General features: G+C 44.2%; 19 protein-coding genes. 3 read left to right on the top strand and 16 right to left on the bottom strand.

Annotated elements, in window-relative coordinates; translation table 11 throughout:
- Positions 1-67 precede the first annotated feature (67 nt).
- Positions 68-202 (top strand): hypothetical protein, encoded by a 135-nt coding sequence (ykpC, locus tag BSU_14460; RefSeq protein NP_389329.1) that lies wholly within the window; start codon positions 68-70, stop codon positions 200-202.
- Positions 203-311: 109 nt separating this feature from the next.
- A complete protein-coding gene (ampS, locus tag BSU_14450) occupies positions 312-1544 on the top strand; it encodes an aminopeptidase (RefSeq protein ID NP_389328.1) in 1233 nt (410 codons plus the stop codon).
- Positions 1545-1577: 33 nt separating this feature from the next.
- On the opposite strand, the gene panE is transcribed toward ampS, so the two are convergent.
- Together panE and ykpA are read right to left on the bottom strand one after the other, a co-directional pair.
- Entirely contained in the window at positions 1578-2489 is a 912-nt protein-coding gene (gene panE, locus BSU_14440) for a 2-dehydropantoate reductase (protein ID NP_389327.1), read from the bottom strand.
- 56 nt (positions 2490-2545) lie between these two features.
- The gene (ykpA, locus tag BSU_14430) at positions 2546-4168 is read right to left on the bottom strand and encodes a putative energy-sensing inhibitor of translation (RefSeq protein ID NP_389326.1); all 1623 of its coding nucleotides are present in this window, start codon (positions 4166-4168) and stop codon (positions 2546-2548) included.
- Between the two features lie 180 nt (positions 4169-4348).
- On the opposite strand from ykpA, the gene ykoA reads away from it, so the two are divergent.
- Positions 4349-4618: a putative membrane protein of unknown function gene (gene ykoA / locus BSU_14420; RefSeq protein ID NP_389325.1), complete on the top strand. Its 270-nt coding sequence runs from the start codon at positions 4349-4351 to the stop codon at positions 4616-4618.
- Positions 4619-4651: 33 nt separating this feature from the next.
- Here ykoA and sipT read toward each other — a convergent pair whose 3' ends face one another.
- The 14 genes from sipT to moeA form a co-directional block, all read right to left on the bottom strand.
- Positions 4652-5233, bottom strand: coding sequence for a type I signal peptidase (gene sipT, locus BSU_14410; RefSeq protein NP_389324.1), 582 nt, complete (start codon positions 5231-5233; stop codon positions 4652-4654).
- Positions 5234-5377: 144 nt separating this feature from the next.
- Positions 5378-7285, bottom strand: a complete 1908-nt coding sequence (gene fruA / locus BSU_14400; protein NP_389323.1) for a phosphotransferase system (PTS) fructose-specific enzyme IIABC component — start codon at positions 7283-7285, stop codon at positions 5378-5380.
- Between the two features lie 14 nt (positions 7286-7299).
- A complete protein-coding gene (fruK, locus tag BSU_14390) occupies positions 7300-8211 on the bottom strand; it encodes a fructose-1-phosphate kinase (RefSeq protein NP_389322.1) in 912 nt (303 codons plus the stop codon).
- Positions 8208-8963 carry a transcriptional regulator (DeoR family) gene (fruR, locus tag BSU_14380; RefSeq protein ID NP_389321.1) on the bottom strand — a complete coding sequence of 252 codons (756 nt, stop codon included), beginning with the start codon at positions 8961-8963 and terminating at the stop codon, positions 8208-8210. The genes fruK and fruR overlap by 4 nt, the downstream gene beginning before the upstream one ends.
- A 279-nt stretch (positions 8964-9242) precedes the next feature.
- The gene (gene skiZ, locus BSU_14370; protein NP_389320.1) at positions 9243-10436 is read right to left on the bottom strand and encodes a permease subunit exporting Sporulation-Delaying Protein; all 1194 of its coding nucleotides are present in this window, start codon (positions 10434-10436) and stop codon (positions 9243-9245) included.
- Positions 10433-11125, bottom strand: coding sequence for a subunit of efflux permease exporting the starvation-induced killing protein (ATP-binding protein) (gene skiY, locus BSU_14360; protein ID NP_389319.1), 693 nt, complete (start codon positions 11123-11125; stop codon positions 10433-10435). The genes skiZ and skiY overlap by 4 nt, the downstream gene beginning before the upstream one ends.
- On the bottom strand, positions 11126-12259 hold the full coding sequence (gene skiX, locus BSU_14350) for a subunit of efflux permease exporting the starvation-induced killing protein (protein NP_389318.1): 1134 nt from the start codon (positions 12257-12259) through the stop codon (positions 11126-11128).
- Positions 12260-12263: 4 nt separating this feature from the next.
- Positions 12264-12959: a subunit of permease exporting the starvation-induced killing protein gene (gene skiW / locus BSU_14340; protein ID NP_389317.1), complete on the bottom strand. Its 696-nt coding sequence runs from the start codon at positions 12957-12959 to the stop codon at positions 12264-12266.
- A gap of 109 nt (positions 12960-13068) precedes the next feature.
- Positions 13069-14883, bottom strand: coding sequence for a putative ABC transporter (ATP-binding protein) (yknV, locus tag BSU_14330; RefSeq protein NP_389316.1), 1815 nt, complete (start codon positions 14881-14883; stop codon positions 13069-13071).
- An 11-nt stretch (positions 14884-14894) separates the two neighbouring features.
- A complete protein-coding gene (yknU, locus tag BSU_14320; protein ID NP_389315.1) occupies positions 14895-16652 on the bottom strand; it encodes a putative ABC transporter (ATP-binding protein) in 1758 nt (585 codons plus the stop codon).
- A 223-nt stretch (positions 16653-16875) separates the two neighbouring features.
- Positions 16876-17109, bottom strand: coding sequence for a molybdopterin synthase (small subunit) (gene moaD, locus BSU_14310; RefSeq protein ID NP_389314.1), 234 nt, complete (start codon positions 17107-17109; stop codon positions 16876-16878).
- Positions 17102-17575: a molybdopterin synthase (large subunit) gene (gene moaE, locus BSU_14300; protein ID NP_389313.1), complete on the bottom strand. Its 474-nt coding sequence runs from the start codon at positions 17573-17575 to the stop codon at positions 17102-17104. Before moaE ends, moaD begins: the two co-directional genes overlap by 8 nt.
- On the bottom strand, positions 17575-18096 hold the full coding sequence (gene mobB, locus BSU_14290; RefSeq protein ID NP_389312.1) for a molybdopterin-guanine dinucleotide biosynthesis protein B: 522 nt from the start codon (positions 18094-18096) through the stop codon (positions 17575-17577). The genes moaE and mobB overlap by 1 nt, the downstream gene beginning before the upstream one ends.
- A complete protein-coding gene (moeA, locus tag BSU_14280; RefSeq protein NP_389311.1) occupies positions 18057-19349 on the bottom strand; it encodes a molybdate to molybdopterin ligation enzyme in 1293 nt (430 codons plus the stop codon). The genes mobB and moeA overlap by 40 nt, the downstream gene beginning before the upstream one ends.
- Positions 19350-19363: the final 14 nt, after the last annotated feature.

Raw genomic sequence — 19363 nt, 5'->3', positions numbered from 1 at the left:
TTCTTGCTTCTTTTTTCCTCACTTCCTTCATATTGTGGGAAATGGAGAAACGTTAAGGAGGAAACAGATGCTAAGAGATTTAGGAAGAAGAGTAGCGATCGCAGCCATTTTAAGCGGAATTATTCTTGGAGGCATGAGCATTTCTTTGGCAAATATGCCCCATTCGCCTGCAGGCGGCACTGTAAAACTGAATCATCCATAATATTGAAAAAACCCAAGACGTGTCGTTTTGGGTTTTTCACTTTGGGCTCCTTCTTTCCTTTATAGGATCATATTTGATATGATGAGAAAAAAGCTTGGAGGAATGATTCATGGATTCATTTTCACAGAAATTAAATACATATGCACAGCTGGCGGTAGAAGTCGGCGTTAATGTCCAAAAAGGCCAGTATGTAGTCGTAAATGCTTCAACAGACGTTCGGGATTTTGTCCGTTTAATTGTAAAACACGCATATGAAAAGGGCGCAAAAAACGTCACCGTGAATTGGCAGGATGACGAAGTCGCCAAATTAAAATACGAACTTGCGCCGTTTGAAGCATTTGAAGAATATCCTGAATGGGAAGCAAAAGGCAGAGAAGAGCTTGCCAAAAATGGAGCTGCTTTCATTTCTGTTGTGTCGTCGAACCCAGACTTGCTAAAAGGTATAGATTCCAAACGGATTGCGGCATTCCAAAAAGCAGCAGGCAAAGCATTACATACATACAGACAATATATTCAATCAGACAAAGTCAGCTGGACTGTCGTAGGTGCGGCATCAGCAGGCTGGGCTCACAAGGTGTTTCCTGGCAAATCAGAGGAGGAAGCGATCCACCTTCTGTGGGAAGAAATTTTTAAAGCGACGCGCGTAAATGAAGACAACCCGGTTCAGGCGTGGATCAATCATGACCAAAATCTTCATGAAAAAGTTGACCATTTGAACGAGAGACATTACGCTGCCTTACATTATCAAGCAGAAGGAACTGATCTAACAATTAAGCTGCCTAGGAAGCATGTTTGGGCAGGTGCGGGAAGCGTGAATGAAAGTGGCCATGAGTTTATGGCCAATATGCCGACAGAAGAAGTGTTCACGCTGCCGCAAAAAGACGGGGTTGACGGAGTGGTATCAAGCACAAAACCATTAAGCTACGGCGGAAATATTATTGAAAATTTCACCCTGACGTTTGAAAATGGCCGTATAGTCGACATTAAAGCTGAAAAAGGTGAGGATATTTTAAAAGAACTGGTGGAAACAGATGAAGGTTCTCACTATTTAGGTGAAGTGGCACTTGTTCCTTACGATTCGCCTATATCACAATCAAACATTCTTTTCTATAACACGCTGTTTGATGAAAACGCGTCAAATCATTTGGCGATCGGAAGCGCCTATGCCTTTAATATTGAAGGCGGAAAGCAGATGTCTCGTGAAGAGCTTGTCAAAGAAGGCCTAAATGAAAGCATTACACACGTGGACTTTATGATCGGTTCTAAGGATATGAATATTGACGGAATTACGGCAGACGGGAAAAGAGAGCCTATCTTCAGAAACGGAAATTGGGCTTTTTAAGTAAATAAAAGGAGGCTTTTCCGCCTCCTTTTTTTATTTTTCTGCTTCATACATTTGCAGATTCGCATAAACGGTTTCTAATACTGGTGCAGCGAGAGATAAACGTTTTGCTTTTTCAATCAAAAATCCATGCAGGTGGTCGCCTTCTGTCGTTTGGCCGTTTTCCATATCCCGAAGCATGGAGGACTTCATATGGTAAGACATGCTGGTCATCGTACGAAAGCTCTCTTCCTCAAGAGCCGGATCAGCCGGAACACCTTCTTTTCGTAAAACAGTGCAAATTTCCCCAATAAGAGTTTGGGCCGTGTGACGTCCGGCTTCTGTGGCGAGGATTGGGCCAAGCGGTCGTTGAAATAACGTTGTGATCCCCGCTTGCGCTGCAATAAAGAGATACTTTTTCCAAATGTCCTTCTCGATATGCCCGCTAATGATGACTTCAGCCTTCACACCTGAAAATGCCTCTTCAAGCGCTCTTATCCGCTCCGTACGCTCGCCGTTCCATTCTCCAAATACAAAACGATGCGATGCGCTCGTATGATGAATTTCTCCTTTGTTGTCTAAAGCACTTTCTATAAAACACAGGCCGCCCAGCACCTGTTCTTTTGAAAATGCCGCAAATAGCTGCTCATAGTGGCGGTACCCATTTAAAAAAGGGATAATGACAGATTCTTGATGGATAAATGGTTTGACATCCTCTATCACTTGACCAAGCGAGTATGCTTTAGAAGCAATGATAACGACATCAAATTGCCCTGTTTCTCCGGCACTGATTAGTTCGGGCTGAAATGATACATTCCCTTTTTCACTATGGATGACAAGCCCGGTTTTTTTAAGCTGCTCAGCTCGTTTTTGGCGCACGAGAAATGTCACATCATTTCCTTTCTCCGAAAGCCGTCCGCCAATATACCCGCCTACTCCACCTGCTCCGACAACCAAAAATTTCATGTTGTGATCTCCTTTCACATTTAGGTATCAAAAAAAGCAGAGAAATCTCTGCTTTTTTATTCGGCGTATAGTTCAGTCAATTTTTTCTGCACATCAGCATTTTCAAGGAACTCGTCATAGCTCATTTGCTTATCGACGATGCCGTTAGGTGTAATTTCTATAATTCTGTTGGCAATGGTCTGCACAAACTGATGGTCATGGGAAGTAAACAGCATAGCGCCTTTAAAGCTGATTAAGCCGTTATTGAGCGCTGTAATGGACTCTAGGTCTAAATGGTTGGTCGGCTCATCCAAAATTAAAATATTGGCGCCAGAAAGCATCGCTTTCGACAGCATACAGCGGACCTTTTCTCCCCCGGAAAGTACATTTGCTTTTTTGTGGACTTCTTCTCCAGAGAACAGCATGCGTCCTAAGAAACCGCGTAAAAAGCTCTCACTTTGGTCGTGCGGAGAATATTGGCGAAGCCAGTCTACAAGGTTCAGATCACTGCCTTCGAAATATTCGCTGTTGTCTTTTGGAAAATACGCTTGAGATGTGGTAACACCCCATTTAAACGTTCCGCTGTCAGCTTCCATTTCCCCGGAAATGATTTTAAACAGCGTAGTAACAGCAAGTTCATTTCGGCCAGTGAAAGCAATTTTATCTTCTCGATTCATAATAAAGCTGACATTGTCAAGCACCTTTACGCCATCGATTGTTTTTGTTAAGCCTTCCACGCGAAGAACATCATTTCCGATTTCCCGTTCCGGCGTGAAGTTAACATAAGGATAGCGGCGGGAAGACGGTTTAATATCATCCAGCGTGATTTTTTCGAGAAGTTTCTTTCTTGATGTAGCCTGCTTAGATTTAGACGCATTGGCGCTGAATCTAGCGACAAACTCTTGAAGCTGTTTAATCTGCTCTTCTTTTTTCTTGTTCGCTTCTTGAGAAAGCTTTAACGCCAGCTGGCTTGACTCGTACCAGAAATCATAGTTTCCGACATAGATTTGAATTTTGTTAAAATCAAGGTCGGCAATGTGCGTACATACTTTATTTAAAAAGTGACGGTCATGGGATACGACAATAACTGTGTTTTCAAAGTTAATCAGAAACTCTTCAAGCCACTGAATTGCCTGAAGGTCCAGGTGGTTCGTCGGCTCATCGAGCAGCAGAACATCCGGCTTGCCGAATAATGCCTGTGCCAAGAGAACTTTTACCTTCTCCGAACCGCCGAGGTCTGCCATCTTTTTTGTGTGCAGATCTTCTGAGATACCAAGGCCTTTTAACAGGATCGCAGCTTCACTTTCCGCTTCCCAACCGTTCAGTTCCGCGAATTCACCTTCTAGCTCAGCAGCACGAATCCCATCCTCATCTGAGAAATCAGGCTTCATGTAAATAGCGTCTTTCTCCTGCATGACTTCATACAGGCGTTTGTGGCCCATAATGACCACTTTCAGCACTTCATACTCTTCGTACTCAAAATGGTTCTGCTTCAAGACGGCAAGACGCTCGCCAGGACTCATATGCACGTCGCCTGTCTGAGGCTCGATTTCGCCTGACAGCACCTTTAGAAACGTTGATTTACCGGCACCGTTTGCACCAATTAACCCATAGCAGTTGCCTGGGGTAAATTTAATATTAACATCTTCAAATAACTTGCGATCCGCAAACCGCAAGCTTACATTATTTACAGCAATCATTTATTATCCTCCATCATGTCTATCATCAATAAAAGTATACCATGAATGCAGGGCAAGAGAAATGATTCCCTGATAAAACAGAGAGAAAACACTTATACACCCAAACCAGCCAGCTGTGTTACAATTAAAGAGAGAGAATGCATCCGCCTGGAAAATTACACACTCTCATGGAGGAACACGTTGAGGCTTTTAACACTTACTGAATATTGCTTACTGATCTTTTTTACGGGCTTTTACCTTGCCGTAACAGGCTTTACCGCCAAAGATATCGGCTTATATATAGGCATAGCCCTTATTTACATATTTTCGCACATTTTTTCTAAACGGCTATTAGAAAAGCGCGGAAAAGAGAACAAACAGGTTCACCTTTTCTTCAGTGTGCTGGCTATTATCGGTTCAGTGTTCATCACGGTTTTATGCATTGCATTGGTCGCTTCTTTTTCAAAATAAAAACGCCTGCTGTCCTAGGCCAGCAAGGCGTTTTTATTTTGTTTGACGCATTTCGTTAAACGGGAAAAAGACAAACTTCGATGTGCCGACAATTCGATCTTCCGCGATCAGTCCCAGCCCGTTTCGGCTGTCCATAGAATTCAGCCGGTTATCTCCCATGACAAAGTATTTGCCTTTCGGAACCTTAACCGGTCCAAAGTCTCCTGTCAGACTGACACCAAGTTTTTCTGCTTCCTTCTTGTTTTTAGACAAGTAAGGCTCGGCTACTTTTTTACCGTTTATATAAAGCGTGTCATCCTTCATTTGAACGGTTTCTCCAGGCTTTCCGATCAATCTTTTTACATAATGGATTTTAGAAGTTTCACCGTTGATAATAACGATATCTCCGCGCTTCAGCTCGCCGATATAGTTGACTGTTTTATTCACAAACAGCCTTTCTCCGTCATGTAATGTGGGATACATAGATGAACCTTCAACTAAATACGGTTCAAACAAAAAGTGACGGATCAGGAGAGCCAGCAGAACAGCGATGACAATCGCTTTACCCCATTCCAGGTACGTATTGGTTTTTTTCTTCGCCGTTTTCTCAGTATTCGTATTTTTTTCCTCGGTCAAAGTGTTTCCTCCTAGACAATTGCTATGTCAGTTGTTTCTCTTCTTTTACTTTATCATAAAAAAGAATAAAATACATAACTTAACCGCGCTCCCTGCCGGCCGGATAAGAAAAAGCGTCCTTTCGAACCAAGGACGCTTTTTTTCTTATTTTTCTGTAACAGGTTTTTTGACGATACCGAGGATAATTGCCATCACGACAGCACCGATCACGATACTTAAAAGGTAAAGCATCGGATGGTTTGTAATGAAAGCTACGAATACTCCTCCATGAGGCGCCGGAAGCGTTACTCGGAAGAATTCAGTTAATCCGCCGGCAACAGCTGCACCGACTACAGCAGCTGGTATGACGCGAAGCGGATCAGCCGCAGCAAATGGGATCGCTCCCTCTGTTACGAAAGCAGCTCCCATGAAATAGCATGTAATACCAGCTTCACGGTCACGCTGAGTGAATTTGTTTCTGAAAATGGTTGTTGCAAGTGCGATACCAAGCGGAGGAACCATACCGCCGGCCATGATTGCTGCATGAGGCGCATAGTTGCCTGCATCGATCATGGCGATACCGAACGTAAAGGCTGCTTTATTAAGCGGACCGCCCATATCGATCGCCATCATGCCGCCCAAGATAATACCCATTAACACAAGGTTTCCAGTACCAAGGCTTTCAAGCCAGTTTGTTAAGAAATTCATAAATGCCGCTACAGGTGTATTGACGACAAATTGCATTAATACGCCAGTGATAAAAATACCGAACAGCGGGTAAATCAAAACAGGTTTTAATCCATCAAGTGACTGAGGGATAAACGTAAATACTTTTTTCAGTAAAATCACGACATAACCGGCAAGGAATCCGGCAATTAAGCCGCCTAAGAATCCAGCATTCGCTTGAGTTGCCATAAATCCGCCGACCATACCAGGCGCAAAACCAGGACGATCTGCAATACTCATCGCAATGAAACCGGCCAGAACTGCAACAATGAGTTTTAATGCATTGTCGCCGCCGATAAAGTTTAATGCTGCTGCAAACGTGTTGTAGCTAGGATCATTCGGATCAGCAGAGTGAATTCCCCAGAAGAATGAAATCGCAACGAGAATACCGCCGCCGACTACGAACGGAAGCATGTTGCTGACACCGCTCATCAGGTGCTTATAAAACGTGTTTCCGATACCGCTTCCAGACTTGCCTTTCGCTTCTTCATCATCATTTGAAGCTGCTGAACCGCCGCCGCTGCCTTGATAAATCGGCGCATCTTGATTCATCGCTTTTTCGATAAGCTCTTGCGGACGTCTGATACCCGCCGTTACAGGAACTTGAAGTACGCGCTTGCCTTTAAAACGTTCCATTTCAACCTGCTTGTCCGCTGCGACAATGATTGCAGGTGCATCTTCGATTTCTTGGGCAGTGAGCTTGTGCTTAATGCCGCTTGACCCATTTGTTTCGACCTTAATTTCCACACCAAGCTCTTTCGCTTTTTCTTTAAGGGCATCCGCAGCCATGAATGTATGGGCAATACCTGTCGGGCATGCAGTAACCGCTAAAATTTTCCCTTTTCCGGCAGGTGCTGGTGCCGCTTCTTCTTCCTCTTCCTCTTCGTCATCATCTTTATCGTGCTGATTAATAATGTCGATGATGGCATCTTCAGACTCAGCTTCAAGGAGCTGCTTACGGATTTCTTCACGCATTAACAGCGTTGAAAGTCTTGACAATGCTTCAAGGTGAGTGTTGTTTGCGCCTTCAGTCGCCGCGATCATGAACACTAAGTGAGCCGGCTGGCCGTCTAATGATTCATAATCGACGCCGTCTTTTGAACGTCCGAACGCGATCGCCGGGTTGATAACGCTTGCCGTTTTCGCATGGGGGATAGCGATTCCTTCACCGATACCCGTGGAGCTTTGGCTTTCGCGATTTAAAATGGCTTCTTTATAGGCTTGTCGGTCATTTAACTTTCCAGCCTTATCAAGAACAGTGACCATTTCGTCAATAACATTTTCTTTTTCTTTGCTCTCAATATTAAGCTTTATCGTATGCTTCGTTAAAAGCTCAGTTATTTTCACTTGTGTTTCCTCCTCTATAGACGTGTGACCTTAACTTCAGGAAGAAGCTGCTGGACAAATTCTTCTGTTCCAAGTTCTTCAGAGAACGCGGTAGCACTGCCTGAAGTAACTCCTAAGCGGAATGCTTCTTCAAGCGGCAGCTGTTTGGAAATTCCGGCAAGGAAACCTGCAACAACGGAATCCCCTGCTCCGACTGAGTTTACCAATTTCCCCTTTGGCACGTTAGCAAAATAAACAGCTTCGTTCGTAAACAGAAGCGCTCCGTCTCCGGCCATTGATACGATTACATGTTCAGCGCCTTGTTCTACAAGCTTTTTCCCATAAGGAACGGCTTCCTCAACAGATGTAATGGCCGTGCCGAACATTTCTCCAAGCTCATGATGATTTGGCTTCATCAAAAATGGTTTCATTTCTGTTGCTTTCAAAAGAGCCTCGCCTGAGATATCCAGAACAACTCGTGCGTTCTGCTGTTTGCAGGCCTCTGCGATTTTTTCATAAGTATCGTGAGGGAGTGAAGATGGAATGCTTCCTGCAAGAACAACGATATCTCCCTCTTGCAAAGATTGGAACTGTTCTAAAAAGGCTTTGAAATCTTCATCCGAAATTGTCGGTCCCTGCCCGTTAATTTCAGTTTCATCACCCGTTTTCAGCTTTACATTGATACGGGTATCCCCTTTTACTTCAGAAAAAGCTGTTTCCAGGTTTTCTTCCCGTAAAAATGTTTTGATATATTCTCCGGTAAATCCGCCGACGAATCCGAGCGCTTTAGACGCCACATGGTGTCTTTTCAGCAGTCTCGATACGTTGATGCCTTTGCCCCCTGGATACTTGGTATCATACGAAGAACGGTTCAGGCCTCCTACAGTAAAATCTTCAACGTGAACTATATAATCGACAGATGGATTAAGTGTTACAGTGTAAATCATGGTTTCACTACCTTTACGACAGTTTTTTCTTGGTAATTATCGAATGTAAGCTCTTCAGCGTCAGTCGTAATGATTGTTGCGTCGCCTATTCCGGCGAATGCCGAAAATGAAATTTCTCCGAACTTCGAAGGGTCTGCTAAGACGTAAGCGTGTTTTGCCTGTTTGATCGCTTTCTGTTTTAAAAGGGCCTCATCAGGGTCCGGCGTTGTAAATCCAGCCTCTGTATGGACACCGTTTGTCCCCAGAAAACTCTTGTCAAATCTGTACTGGTCCATGGCAACCAATGAAGCGCCTCCAATAATCGCGCCCGTTCTGTGCTTTACGTATCCTCCAAGCAGATAAAAAGAAATTTCTTTCCTTATTAATGCATCGATATGCATTACCCCGTTTGTGACAACGACAATATCTTTGGTTTTATCCATAAAATCAATCATGTGCAATGTCGTCGTGCCTGCATCAAGGTAAATGCAATCCCCTTCTTCTAAAAGAGAAGCAGCTTTTTCAGCAATCTTCAGTTTATCGTGAAGGTTTTTGGATGATTTTTCAAGCATATCGGGTTCAAGTCTGATATCGGAAAGCTTGGCCGCTCCACCATGAACGCGCTTTAAAAAACCGCGTTCTTCAAGGGTCGATAAATCTCTTCTGATTGTTGATTCAGAAGCATTAGTCAGATTTATAAGCTCTTGAATCTTTACCACATCATGCTTTTCTATTTGATCAATAATCAATTGATGCCGTTCAGGAGTTAGCATGCTTCACCTCCTAATGAAAACGTATTCATTTTGAATACAATTTCATTGTAAACGCTATTTTCGGTTTAGGCAACTAAAATCATTCAAATTCATTCAATAACTATCAAAATCTTTCACGTTTCTCCATATTAACGTATGTCTATAGGGTTTGTAAACTGTAAATTCGACAAAAATAAGGACAATTGTACGACATTTTCTTCTTATTTTAATGAAAAAAGTCTTTTATATTCATAGTAGAAATCACTAAACATAAAAAAACCTCATGCATGTTGCATGAGGCTACTCATAACGCAGCGCTTCAATGGGATCAAGCTTTGCGGCTTTATTTGCAGGAAGCATGCCGAAAATAACACCAATGAGCATACTGAACAGCACGCCCCCGCATACAACCTGCCAGGATATGAGTGACGGCCAGCCCGCAATGGCTGAAACAAGCGCGGCCCCTCCGTATCCAATACCAATCCCGACCAGACCGCCAATCAGCGTCAATACGACTGATTCAATTAAAAACTGAGTCAGAATCTGTCCCCTCGTCGCACCAAGTGATTTTCTGATTCCGATTTCCCGCGTCCGTTCTGTGACTGATACGAGCATAATATTCATGACACCGATTCCGCCGACCAAAAGGGAAATACCTGCAATTGAGCCGATAATCGTCGTCATAATTGCAGTTACTTTGCCAATTCCGGCCGCAATCTCTTCCATGTTCATCACTTGATACGAATCCTCTGTGCCATGATTGTCATTTACCAGCTGTGCCGCTTCTTTTCCAGCCGATTTTATGTCGTCTGCTGATTCGACCTGCAATGATACGTTACTGAAATCACTTGTGCCAAAAGAGGATTTCATCATATTAAATGGCACATACATTTCACTTAAATCGAAAGAAAGCAAGCCTGTTACTTTTTTCAGCACGCCGATAATTTCAACGGGCTGTCCGTTAATCCAGACAACTTCACCTAGAGGGGAGGTTTTATCAAACAGCTCTTTAGCCATTTTTTGAGAGATGATTCCGACTCTATTCCCCGCGAGAAAGTCATTGTCGGTAAAGGTTCTGCCGCTTTCGATTTTCAAAGAATTGACATTCATGTATCCATCATTTATTCCGTTAACCGTAGCATCGGTTTCTTCTTCGTGATAACGCGCTTTCATACTTTCAGAAGTCGAAGCAACGACTTGTTTAATGCCTTCTATTCCTTTTAAACCTTTAATATCGTTTTCTGTAAACGTAGATTCAGCTGCGGCATTCGGGTTGCTTGCAAGCTCCTCGTCGCTAGGCATATAGTACAGCTCCACAGTATTTCCCGGGCCGCTGATCGACTGCTTCAGCATTTGCTCGCCGCCCTGTCCTACCGCAACGACAACAATGACAGAGCCTACACCAATGATAATGCCGAGCATCGTTAAGATCGAACGCATTTTATGGGCAAGGACAGAGCTTAGAGCCATTCTGATGTTTTCCAACAGGCTCATTCTCCCACACTCCTTTGTCCGGAGCTGGCAGGAACAATGTTTCCGTCACGCACCATGACGATCCGATTCGTGCAATCTGCTACTTCAGGCTCGTGAGTAACCAGAACGATTGTCGTTCCCTCGGCATTTAATGCTGTAAACTGATCCATAATCGCCTCGCTTGTTTTCGTATCCAGCGCGCCGGTCGGTTCATCAGCTAAAATCAATTTCGGCTCATTCACGATCGCCCTCGCAATCGCCACCCGCTGCTTCTGCCCGCCCGACAGCTCGTTGGGCATGTGGAGCATTCGATCGGCTAACCCGACCTTTTCCAATGCTCTCTCAGCCCGCTCTTGACGTTCCTTTTTGCCTATCCCGGAATAAATCATCGGCAGCTCGACATTTTTTTTTGCGTTCAGCCGCGGAAGAAGCTGAAATTGCTGAAATACAAAACCGATGGACCGGTTACGGACTGCCGCCAGTTCTTTATCTTTATATGAAGAAATGTCTTCGCCGTCCAATTGATATGTACCGGAAGTCGGCCGATCAAGACAGCCGATAATATTCATGATCGTCGATTTTCCTGATCCTGACGGCCCCATAATCGAGACATATTCACCTTGATGAATGTCCAAATCAATAGAATGGAGAACATCAAACGTTTCCTTTCCGATCTGGTAGCTTTTTCGCACATTAGAAAGCTGAATCATTTAGGATTTCACTTCCATTCCGTCAGTCACCTGATCAGATGGATTCAAAATGACTTGATCATCTTGGGTAAGCCCCTCTTTAATTTCTGTCAGGTCATCTGTCACTTCGCCGATTTTGACATCAACTCGCTTTGCTTTTCCGTCTTTTACTGTATACACATAATATTGGTCATCTTCTTTTTTGACTGCCTTTGAAGGAAGCGTATTTGCTTTCCGTTTATCTGTTTCAATATTCATGATAAATTTAAAGCCTGGCTTTCCTTCTGGAAGATTTCCTTTTATTTTCACTTGAAGCGGGTATTGGACCGCCTGTTCTGTTCCTTGTGCCGCAGCGCTCTCCTGCTGATCCGGAACAAGCCCGACTGCGGAAACCGTGCCTTTCCATGTTTTACCCTGTATTACATCTGAAGTGAGTGTGACCTTCTGGCCTTTTTTGACTTTCAATGTATCGTATTCAGACAATTTCCCTGAGACGACAAGGTCTTTTGGGTTGCCGATATGTATGACAGGCTCTTGAATATCTGACTTTTTGGATGCCGCTTCTTGGTTGACAGAAATAACGGTGCCTTCAATTTCGCTTTTCACTTCTAAATCTGACACCCGGTTGGCAAGTGACTGCCGCTGAAGCTCGGTTTGTTTTAATTCGATCTCCGCTGTTTTTTTCTGCATTTGAAGCTCTGTCCGTTCAGATTCGATTTGTTTTTCTGCTTCTTTCTTTCCTACCTGTTTTTCCAGTTCTCTTTCTTTGCTGTCCAAGGCTTTTAACTTTTCTTGAATTTGGTCAATTTGAAGCCGGTTGGATTCAGACGTTAACTGGTTCTGTTCTTTTTCCAGGCTCAGCTGCTCATTTGTATAGGTGACTAAAGCCGTGCCCTTTTTAACTTTATCGCCTTCCTTTACTTTAATGTCTTCTAATGTCCCTTTATCCGCTTCATAAAAGACATACTGTTCATTTGAAAATTTTAGCGTGCCAGGAACCATAACCGTTGATGAGATTTCATTTTCTTCAACGCTCCCCGTCTGTACCTCCTTGCCGGCGCTGCCGCTTGTCGGAGCGGCAGACCGGTATATATTGATTCCAACAAAAAGAGCGACTATAACTGCGATTCCAATTCCGATCCAGACTTTTTTCATGAGCTTATGCACCCGCCACAGAATTGATTAAACCTGAAAAAAGCGAAAATACAACTAAAATTCCGAATAGAATGATTGCTGAAATCCACCCGGCTTTTTTTGAGATGCCTCCCGTTTTGTGAAGTCCGATTGCTAATAATACAAAGCTCCAGATGCTGAAAATTTCAAAGGTATTTAACACACTGGCGAGAGCCCCGTCAGATGGGATAATCCCTGCGAGTGACGTCGTGCTGTAAAGAGGATTCACGTCAGTCGTAAAAGCAACGATTCCATTAACCAATAATCCGAGACTGCTAATCAAAGAGACAAACAGACTGAGAGAAAGCATTTTTTTATATGTCGTAACACCGCCTGATACTTTTACACAGAGCCAATAAATAAGAGGGGCAATAAATAATGCTGCGATACCGCCGATAATAGCGCCTGCCATTCCGCCAAATTTGGTTATTGTTGCGACAGTTTCCATTTGTTCAGCAGATAGCCCTTGCGTATCCTGGCTTTTCAAAAGCTCACTATAATCCGTACCGAGTGATTGCAGCACGGCACCGACGATGATAATTGCTGCAACAATCAAAAGCGGTCCCCATACAGCCGGCCTTTCTCTTATTCTTTCAAATTGAACGGACGGACTTGTGATTACTCCGAAAAGTGAAGGCTTTTCAGTCGCCGTTCCGCTGTTTTTTTCTACATTCGTTTCCATTTCAAAACCTCCTTGAGAATATCTAACAAATAGTACGGGAAGGATATCAAAAAGTTTCATGTTTTTCTAATAAATTTCCAAAAACCTTCAATATTGAAGGCTTTTCATATTATTCTATCGCTGTGCTGTATTGCGCTTTCACAAGCCCGGCATAAATGCCTCCTTTAGCGAGCAGCTGATCATGGTTCCCTTCTTCTATTTTCCTGCCGTGATCAAGAACAATGATGCGGTCGGCGTCGCGGATCGTAGACAATCTGTGAGCGATCATCACTGCTGTACGCCCTTTCAGAAGCGTTTTTAACGCTTGCTGAATTTTTACTTCTGTCTCTGTATCAATGCTTGCCGTTGCTTCGTCAAGGATGATAATAGCCGGATCGGCGAGCAATGCTCTTGCAAATGAAATGAGCTGGCGCTGACCGGCAGACAGTACGCTGCCCCTTTCCTCTACCTCTGTTGCGTATCCTTCCGCTAAATCGGAAATAAACTCATCCGCTCCGACCGCTTGGGACGCTTTCATCACCTCTTCATCCGAAGCATTTGGCCTTCCAAAACGAATATTTTCCATGATGGTCCCGGAGAAAATAAATGTATCTTGCAGGACAATGCTGATTTGAGAGCGCAGACTGGCAAGGGAAAGATCCTTAATCGGTATACCGTCTATTTTAATGGTGCCTCCGGCCGCATCATAAAAACGGCTGATTAAATTGGCAATCGTCGTCTTCCCGCTCCCTGTATGCCCGACAAGCGCAAGCGTCGATCCCGCAGGAATAGAGAAAGAAACGGCGTGAAGGGCTTTTCGTTTTTCATCATACGAAAATTCAACCTCTTCAAAACTGATCTCCCCATTTATCTTTTCATTATGAATGGCATTCGGCTTCTCCTTGACATTTGGCTGTTCGTCCAGAAACTCAAAAATCCGTTCTGATGATGCCATCCCCATTAACAGCTGATTATAGACCTGACCCAGTCTCGAAATAGGTTCCCAAAACATTCCCAGATAGAAAGCAAAAGAAACGAAGACGCCAATCGTAATGGTTTCATTCATGATGAGTGTGGCTCCATACCAAATCAAGACAGCCGTCCCAATCGCATTCGTCATTTCTACAAGCGGACGGAACATGGCATTTTTTCTAGTTGCTTCCCGCCATGATTCGTAGTTCTCCTGATTGACACCGTCAAAATACGCCATGTTTTCTTCTTCCTGCGTAAATGCCTGCGTGACCCGGATGCCCTGAATGCTTTCGTTTAGATGAGAGTTGAGCTTCGATTGCTTCAGCCGTACCGTTTGCCAGGATCGGCGTATTTTTTTTCTGAGACTTGTTGAAATAAAAAACATAATCGGCAATGTCACCATGATGGCTATAGTCAGCTCAGGGCTCAGCGTAAACAAAATAATAATCACGCCGGCCAGAAGCAGCAAGTCGGTCAACAAATTGATGACTCCGCTTGTAAAGAGCTCCTGAAGAGAGTTAATATCATTCATGATCCTGACTAAGATCGATCCCGCCGACCGCTGATCAAAAAATCGATGGGATAAGCGCTGCACATGGGTAAATAAATGCTGTCGCAAATCGTAAATGACATGCTGGCCAAGCTGATTCATCCACCTGATTCTTAACACATTGGCGGCGTAATTGAGGACATATAAACCGCTAATAATAAAAATGAGCTGAATCAGCAGCTCCGAGTTTCTCCCTGTAATCGCTTGATCAAGAACATAAACGCCGATCAAAATGGGGATCACAAGCTTCACAGCAGTGCCAATCAATACAGTGAGAAAAGAAAGCGGCAAAATTGTTTTTCGATATGGTTTGACATAGCTCAGCAGCCGCCACATTTGAGCCCAGTTAAACGGCTTTTCAATGATTTCATCTGAAGAGTAATAGAAACGCTCTAAAACCCCCTGTTTTTTCGCTTGTTTCATTTGGCCCCTCCCTATCCGACCTCATGCGGCTCATTAATCATTTTGACATCACGGTATTGCAAATCGTAAATCTTTTTATAGTAGCCGCCTTTTTCAAGAAGCTCATGATGTGTTCCCCTTTCACGAATGCGTCCTTTATTAAAAACGAGAATTTCATCAGCGTGTTTCAGTGAAGAAATGCGGTGAGCGACGATAAAGGTTGTGCGGTTTTTCATGACTTCTTTTAAGGCAAGCTGTATGCTGTGCTCCGTTTGCATATCTACTGCGCTTGTGGCATCATCCAATATTAAAATGCTCGGGTTCAAGCAGATGGCTCTCGCAATGGCAATACGCTGTTTCTGCCCGCCGGAAAGCCCCATTCCCCTCTCTCCCAGCATGGTGTCATACCCATCAGGAAGCTCCATAATAAAGTTATGAGCCTGCGCCCTTTTTGCCGCTTCGATGACGTCTTCCATTGAGGCATCCGGCCGCCCATACGAAATATTTGATCTAATCGTAGATGAAAACAGGAAGGATTCTTGAAGTACGACCCCGATATTGGAGCGAAGGGTTTTTAACGAATAATCTGTGATGGGTTTGTGATCAATGGTAATCATTCCGCCAACAGGACTGTAAAATCTGGTGAGAAGCTGTGTCACTGAGCTTTTGCCTGAACCTGTCGGGCCCAACAGTCCGATTACCTTCCCGCTGTTTGCCTCAAAGCTTACATTGCACAGCGCGTTTGTTTGTTCTTTTCCGTATGCAAGAGAAACATTTTTGAAATGGACATCTCCGGTTAATTTTTGTTTATGCAAAGCATGAGGATGATCTGTAATGTCTTCTTCTTTTTCCAGAATGTCGAGCAGGCGTTCCCCTGACGCTTTTGCTTGAGAGAACATATTGATGACAAAACCTAAGTTCATAATGGGCCACATCATATAATTGACAAGGCTGAAGAAAGCAACAAGCTCGCCGGGATTGAGCTGATTTTGCATAACCAAGTAACCGCCGTATGAGAGAAGAGCTACAATACAAGTGTTACCAATGAACTCCATTAAAGGGAAATACGCAGACCAAATGGATGATGTTTGTAAATACTGCGCCCTGTATTCTGCATTGGCTTTATTGAAAGTGCTGATCTGAAAATCTTCCCTGGAAAGAGATTTAACCGTATTAATGCCGCTGATATTTTCCTGAACTTTTGTATTGAGTTTCGCAAACGATTTGCGGATGCCTCTGAAGGCGGGATGGACTCTTTTGTCAAACCGGTATACCGCAACCGCGAGAAATGGCAGAACAGCTATTGTCACAAGCGTGAGAGGAACAGAATAGTAAAACATAACCGACAGGCTGATGGCTACCAGCAGGCCGAAGCGAATGAGCTCAGCGAGACCGTATGATAAGAAAAAACGAAGCCCTTCAACATCAGCAGTCAGCCTGGACATCAAATCTCCTGTTTTCGCGTTATCATAGTAAGAAAAAGAAAGCCGCTGCAGTTTTTCATACAGACCATTTCTCAGCCGATAAACGGATTTGATCCCGAACATATCACCTAAATACTGATGAAAAAAGGTAGCCATTCCTTTCAAAACCATCACCGCAATAAATCCTAAGCTGACCCACGCCGCAAGCTGATACTGCCGTCCCAGTACGATCTCATCAATCGTAATTTGCAGGATAATCGGATAAACGACAGTAATTGCAGTCATCAAAAGCATGGCTAGAAGCGACCACATAAACACTTTTCTGTACGGCCAATAATACATTTTTAATCTTTTAAATGTCTCCATATCCAGCACCTTTCCAACATTTATCATCTTCACTATATCGATACCCGAAATAAATTTCTATTATTTTTCAAAATTTCAGTCTAATTATGGAGTGAGTCTCTTACTTTATAGGGAGTAACATATGTAGAATAAACGCTTACAGAAAATCATTGTATGCTGAGGATACTTGGGGATATGCCAATGAAATACAGAAAAACCGGACGGCTGAAATGCCGTCCGGTTTTCATCCCCCGCTGACCGGCGGTATGATGGCTACCGTGTCACCCGAAGATACAGAGGTATTTTCTTTTACATAGCTTTCGTTAACGGCAATCATAGCCGTATCAATAGATTCAAGACCGTATTGTTCTTTTAGACTCGCTTTTATTTCATCTGTGGTTGCTTGTTCCATATCTATTTCTATTGCTTGTGTACCGGCCTGTTCAGCAAGCCCTGCAAATAAAAGAATTTTAATCATGCTGCTCTCCCTCGCTTAGGTCTGGTTTTCCGTTCGGATAAGCTGTCGTTTCTAGCTGGTCGCCGATCCATTGCTCACCGTCTTCCCAAATTTCTTTTTTCCAAATCGGCACAATCTGTTTAATGCGTTCAATCGCATACTCATTGGCTTCATATGCGGCTTTTCGATGGGGAGAAGATACAGCAATCACTACCGCTGCTTCACCGATATCGAGCACACCTATACGGTGCGTGATCGCAGCTGAGGCACCTTCCCATTTTTCTTCGATTTCAGCGCCGATTTGAGCAAGCATTTGCACGGCCATCGGTTCATATGCCTCATATTCAAGCCGAACCGTTCTTTTTCCGTTTGTCCATTCCCGAACCGTACCAATAAATGTTGTAATGGCTCCCGCTTCCCGTTTCTCCACTTTTTTGATGATGTTTTCAGTATTAATGGGTGTTTTCGTAATCTCAAACCGTTCCATTATGCAGATTCCCCCTTCAGCTGTGAAAGCACAAAATCCACGGCAACCGGATCATCCGCATGAAAAACGGGTAATCCCTGATGCTCTGTCATATGCTCTTTTTTTCTATAGATGATGGCGATTATATTTACTGCTTGCAGCGCTTCCAGATCTTCCTTTTCACTTAGGATAACCACTTTAGGATAAGGGGCTTTTTTAAAGCCTTCAATCAGAAGACAGTCTGTTTCGAGAAATTGGTATAACTCAATCAGCCGTGCCAAATCCCAATTGCGGCGGGCAGTCAGCTGTAACACACCAGCACCTTCTACCGCTGTTACATCAGCACCTGCCGCCTTGTAACGGTCCGTGTCTTTTCCTTCCGTGAGCGTTTGCGGTTCACCGCCGTGACCATGGTGCTTCAGGCAGCCCAAATGGACTCCCTGTTCAGAGGCTTTTTCAAGAATGCGCTCAATAAACGTTGTTTTCCCGCTGTTTTGAAATCCTACAACTTGGACGATCGGGAAAGGACGGACCAAGGCCATTCACTTCCATTCTCTTCTCTGATGAGCAGCACTTGAACCGTTCTGCCAGATTCGTAGCCTCGCGTACCGCCCGGCAGGATAATAAATGCATTGGCATCTGCAAGTGATGTGACAGAGCTCGACTTATCTAAGCCAACGGGTGTCGCCAACAGCTTCCCTTCCTGATGGTGCACGAGCGCACGAACAAATCGGGTAAATGGGTTCGGCTTCGGAAAATCCTTGGTCAAAACAGCTTCCGCACAAATTGAATGCGGTGTTTCATTGAGCAGCCATGTCTGGATTATCGGTTTGACAAACAGTTCAAAACCGACATAGCATGCCGACGGATTACCTGAAAGGCCAAACAGCAGCATATCGTTTGCATGCGCCACCGTTGTCACGCTGCCCGGGCGCATGGCAACTTTATTAAACAGCACGTCCGCTCCGAGTTTTTCATAGATCGCAGGCAAAAAGTCAAAGTCACCGACTGACACACCGCCAGTTGTGATCAGGAAGTCCACCTTTTTCATCGCTTCTTTAACTGCAGCAAAGCTTTTATCCAGTTCATCAGAGATTTTCCCTAAATAAAGCGGTGTTGCGCCTGCTTCTATCGCTTGCGCATATACCATACTCGCATTGCTGTTGCGGATTTTTCCCGGTTCCAGCGGATCACTGACATTCAGCAATTCGGTACCGGTTGCGATAATCCCGACTACAGGCTTTCTCACGACAGGCACAGATGCGTATCCGAATGTTGCCAAAAGAGCCGTCACTCCTGGTGTCACCCGGGTGCCCTTTGTCAGTAAAACACTCCCTTTTTGAGCGTCCTCACCTGTTTTTGAAATATTATCCCCCGTCTGAAAGCGGCGTTTTAAAGACATAAATGACTTCCCATTCTCCTCAAAGGCTTGAGTCAGTTCAATCATGACGACTGCATCTGCCCCTTCAGGGATTTGCGCGCCAGTCATAATCCGCACGGCCTGAAACGGGCCAAGTTCTTTTTCAGATACTGCTCCCGCTCCAATATGGTCAATAACTTCAAACCGAACTGGGTTTTCACGTGAAGCTTCTGCCGTATCGCACGCTCTGACAGCAAAACCATCGTATGGCGAACGGTCAAACGCAGGTACGTGGTGATCCGCAGTTATATCTTCGGCTAAAAACCGATGAAGGCTGTCTTCAAGCGCCACCCATTCTGTTTCACCTTGTTTTTGAAAATGGCAGACACGCCGAACTGCCTCGTCTACCGGTATCGGTGTTCTTTTCTCCAGCATTCTGACCCCTCCTG

Origin of the sequence: Bacillus subtilis subsp. subtilis str. 168 (genome assembly GCF_000009045.1) — a bacterium.
Lineage (GTDB): Bacteria > Bacillota > Bacilli > Bacillales > Bacillaceae > Bacillus > Bacillus subtilis.
This window is presented reverse-complemented; position numbering and strand designations above follow the sequence as displayed.

Excerpts from the sequence above, each read along its gene's own strand:
- fruR (NP_389321.1), bottom strand. The coding sequence starts at position 8,963 with ATGCTAACTCCTGAACGGCATCAATTGATTATTGATCAAATAGAAAAG.
- fruK (NP_389322.1), bottom strand. The coding sequence starts at position 8,211 with ATGATTTACACTGTAACACTTAATCCATCTGTCGATTATATAGTTCAC.
- ykpA (NP_389326.1), bottom strand. The coding sequence starts at position 4,168 with ATGATTGCTGTAAATAATGTAAGCTTGCGGTTTGCGGATCGCAAGTTA.
- skiX (NP_389318.1), bottom strand. The coding sequence starts at position 12,259 with ATGAAAAAAGTCTGGATCGGAATTGGAATCGCAGTTATAGTCGCTCTT.
- panE (NP_389327.1), bottom strand. The coding sequence starts at position 2,489 with ATGAAATTTTTGGTTGTCGGAGCAGGTGGAGTAGGCGGGTATATTGGC.
- skiZ (NP_389320.1), bottom strand. The coding sequence starts at position 10,436 with ATGAGCCTGTTGGAAAACATCAGAATGGCTCTAAGCTCTGTCCTTGCC.
- moaD (NP_389314.1), bottom strand. The coding sequence starts at position 17,109 with ATGATTAAAATTCTTTTATTTGCAGGGCTTGCTGAACAGGCCGGTACA.
- yknV (NP_389316.1), bottom strand. The coding sequence starts at position 14,883 with ATGAAACAAGCGAAAAAACAGGGGGTTTTAGAGCGTTTCTATTACTCT.
- mobB (NP_389312.1), bottom strand. The coding sequence starts at position 18,096 with ATGGCCTTGGTCCGTCCTTTCCCGATCGTCCAAGTTGTAGGATTTCAA.
- skiW (NP_389317.1), bottom strand. The coding sequence starts at position 12,959 with ATGGAAACGAATGTAGAAAAAAACAGCGGAACGGCGACTGAAAAGCCT.
- ykpC (NP_389329.1), top strand. The coding sequence starts at position 68 with ATGCTAAGAGATTTAGGAAGAAGAGTAGCGATCGCAGCCATTTTAAGC.
- ampS (NP_389328.1), top strand. The coding sequence starts at position 312 with ATGGATTCATTTTCACAGAAATTAAATACATATGCACAGCTGGCGGTA.
- yknU (NP_389315.1), bottom strand. The coding sequence starts at position 16,652 with ATGGAGACATTTAAAAGATTAAAAATGTATTATTGGCCGTACAGAAAA.
- skiY (NP_389319.1), bottom strand. The coding sequence starts at position 11,125 with ATGATTCAGCTTTCTAATGTGCGAAAAAGCTACCAGATCGGAAAGGAA.
- moaE (NP_389313.1), bottom strand. The coding sequence starts at position 17,575 with ATGGAACGGTTTGAGATTACGAAAACACCCATTAATACTGAAAACATC.
- moeA (NP_389311.1), bottom strand. The coding sequence starts at position 19,349 with ATGCTGGAGAAAAGAACACCGATACCGGTAGACGAGGCAGTTCGGCGT.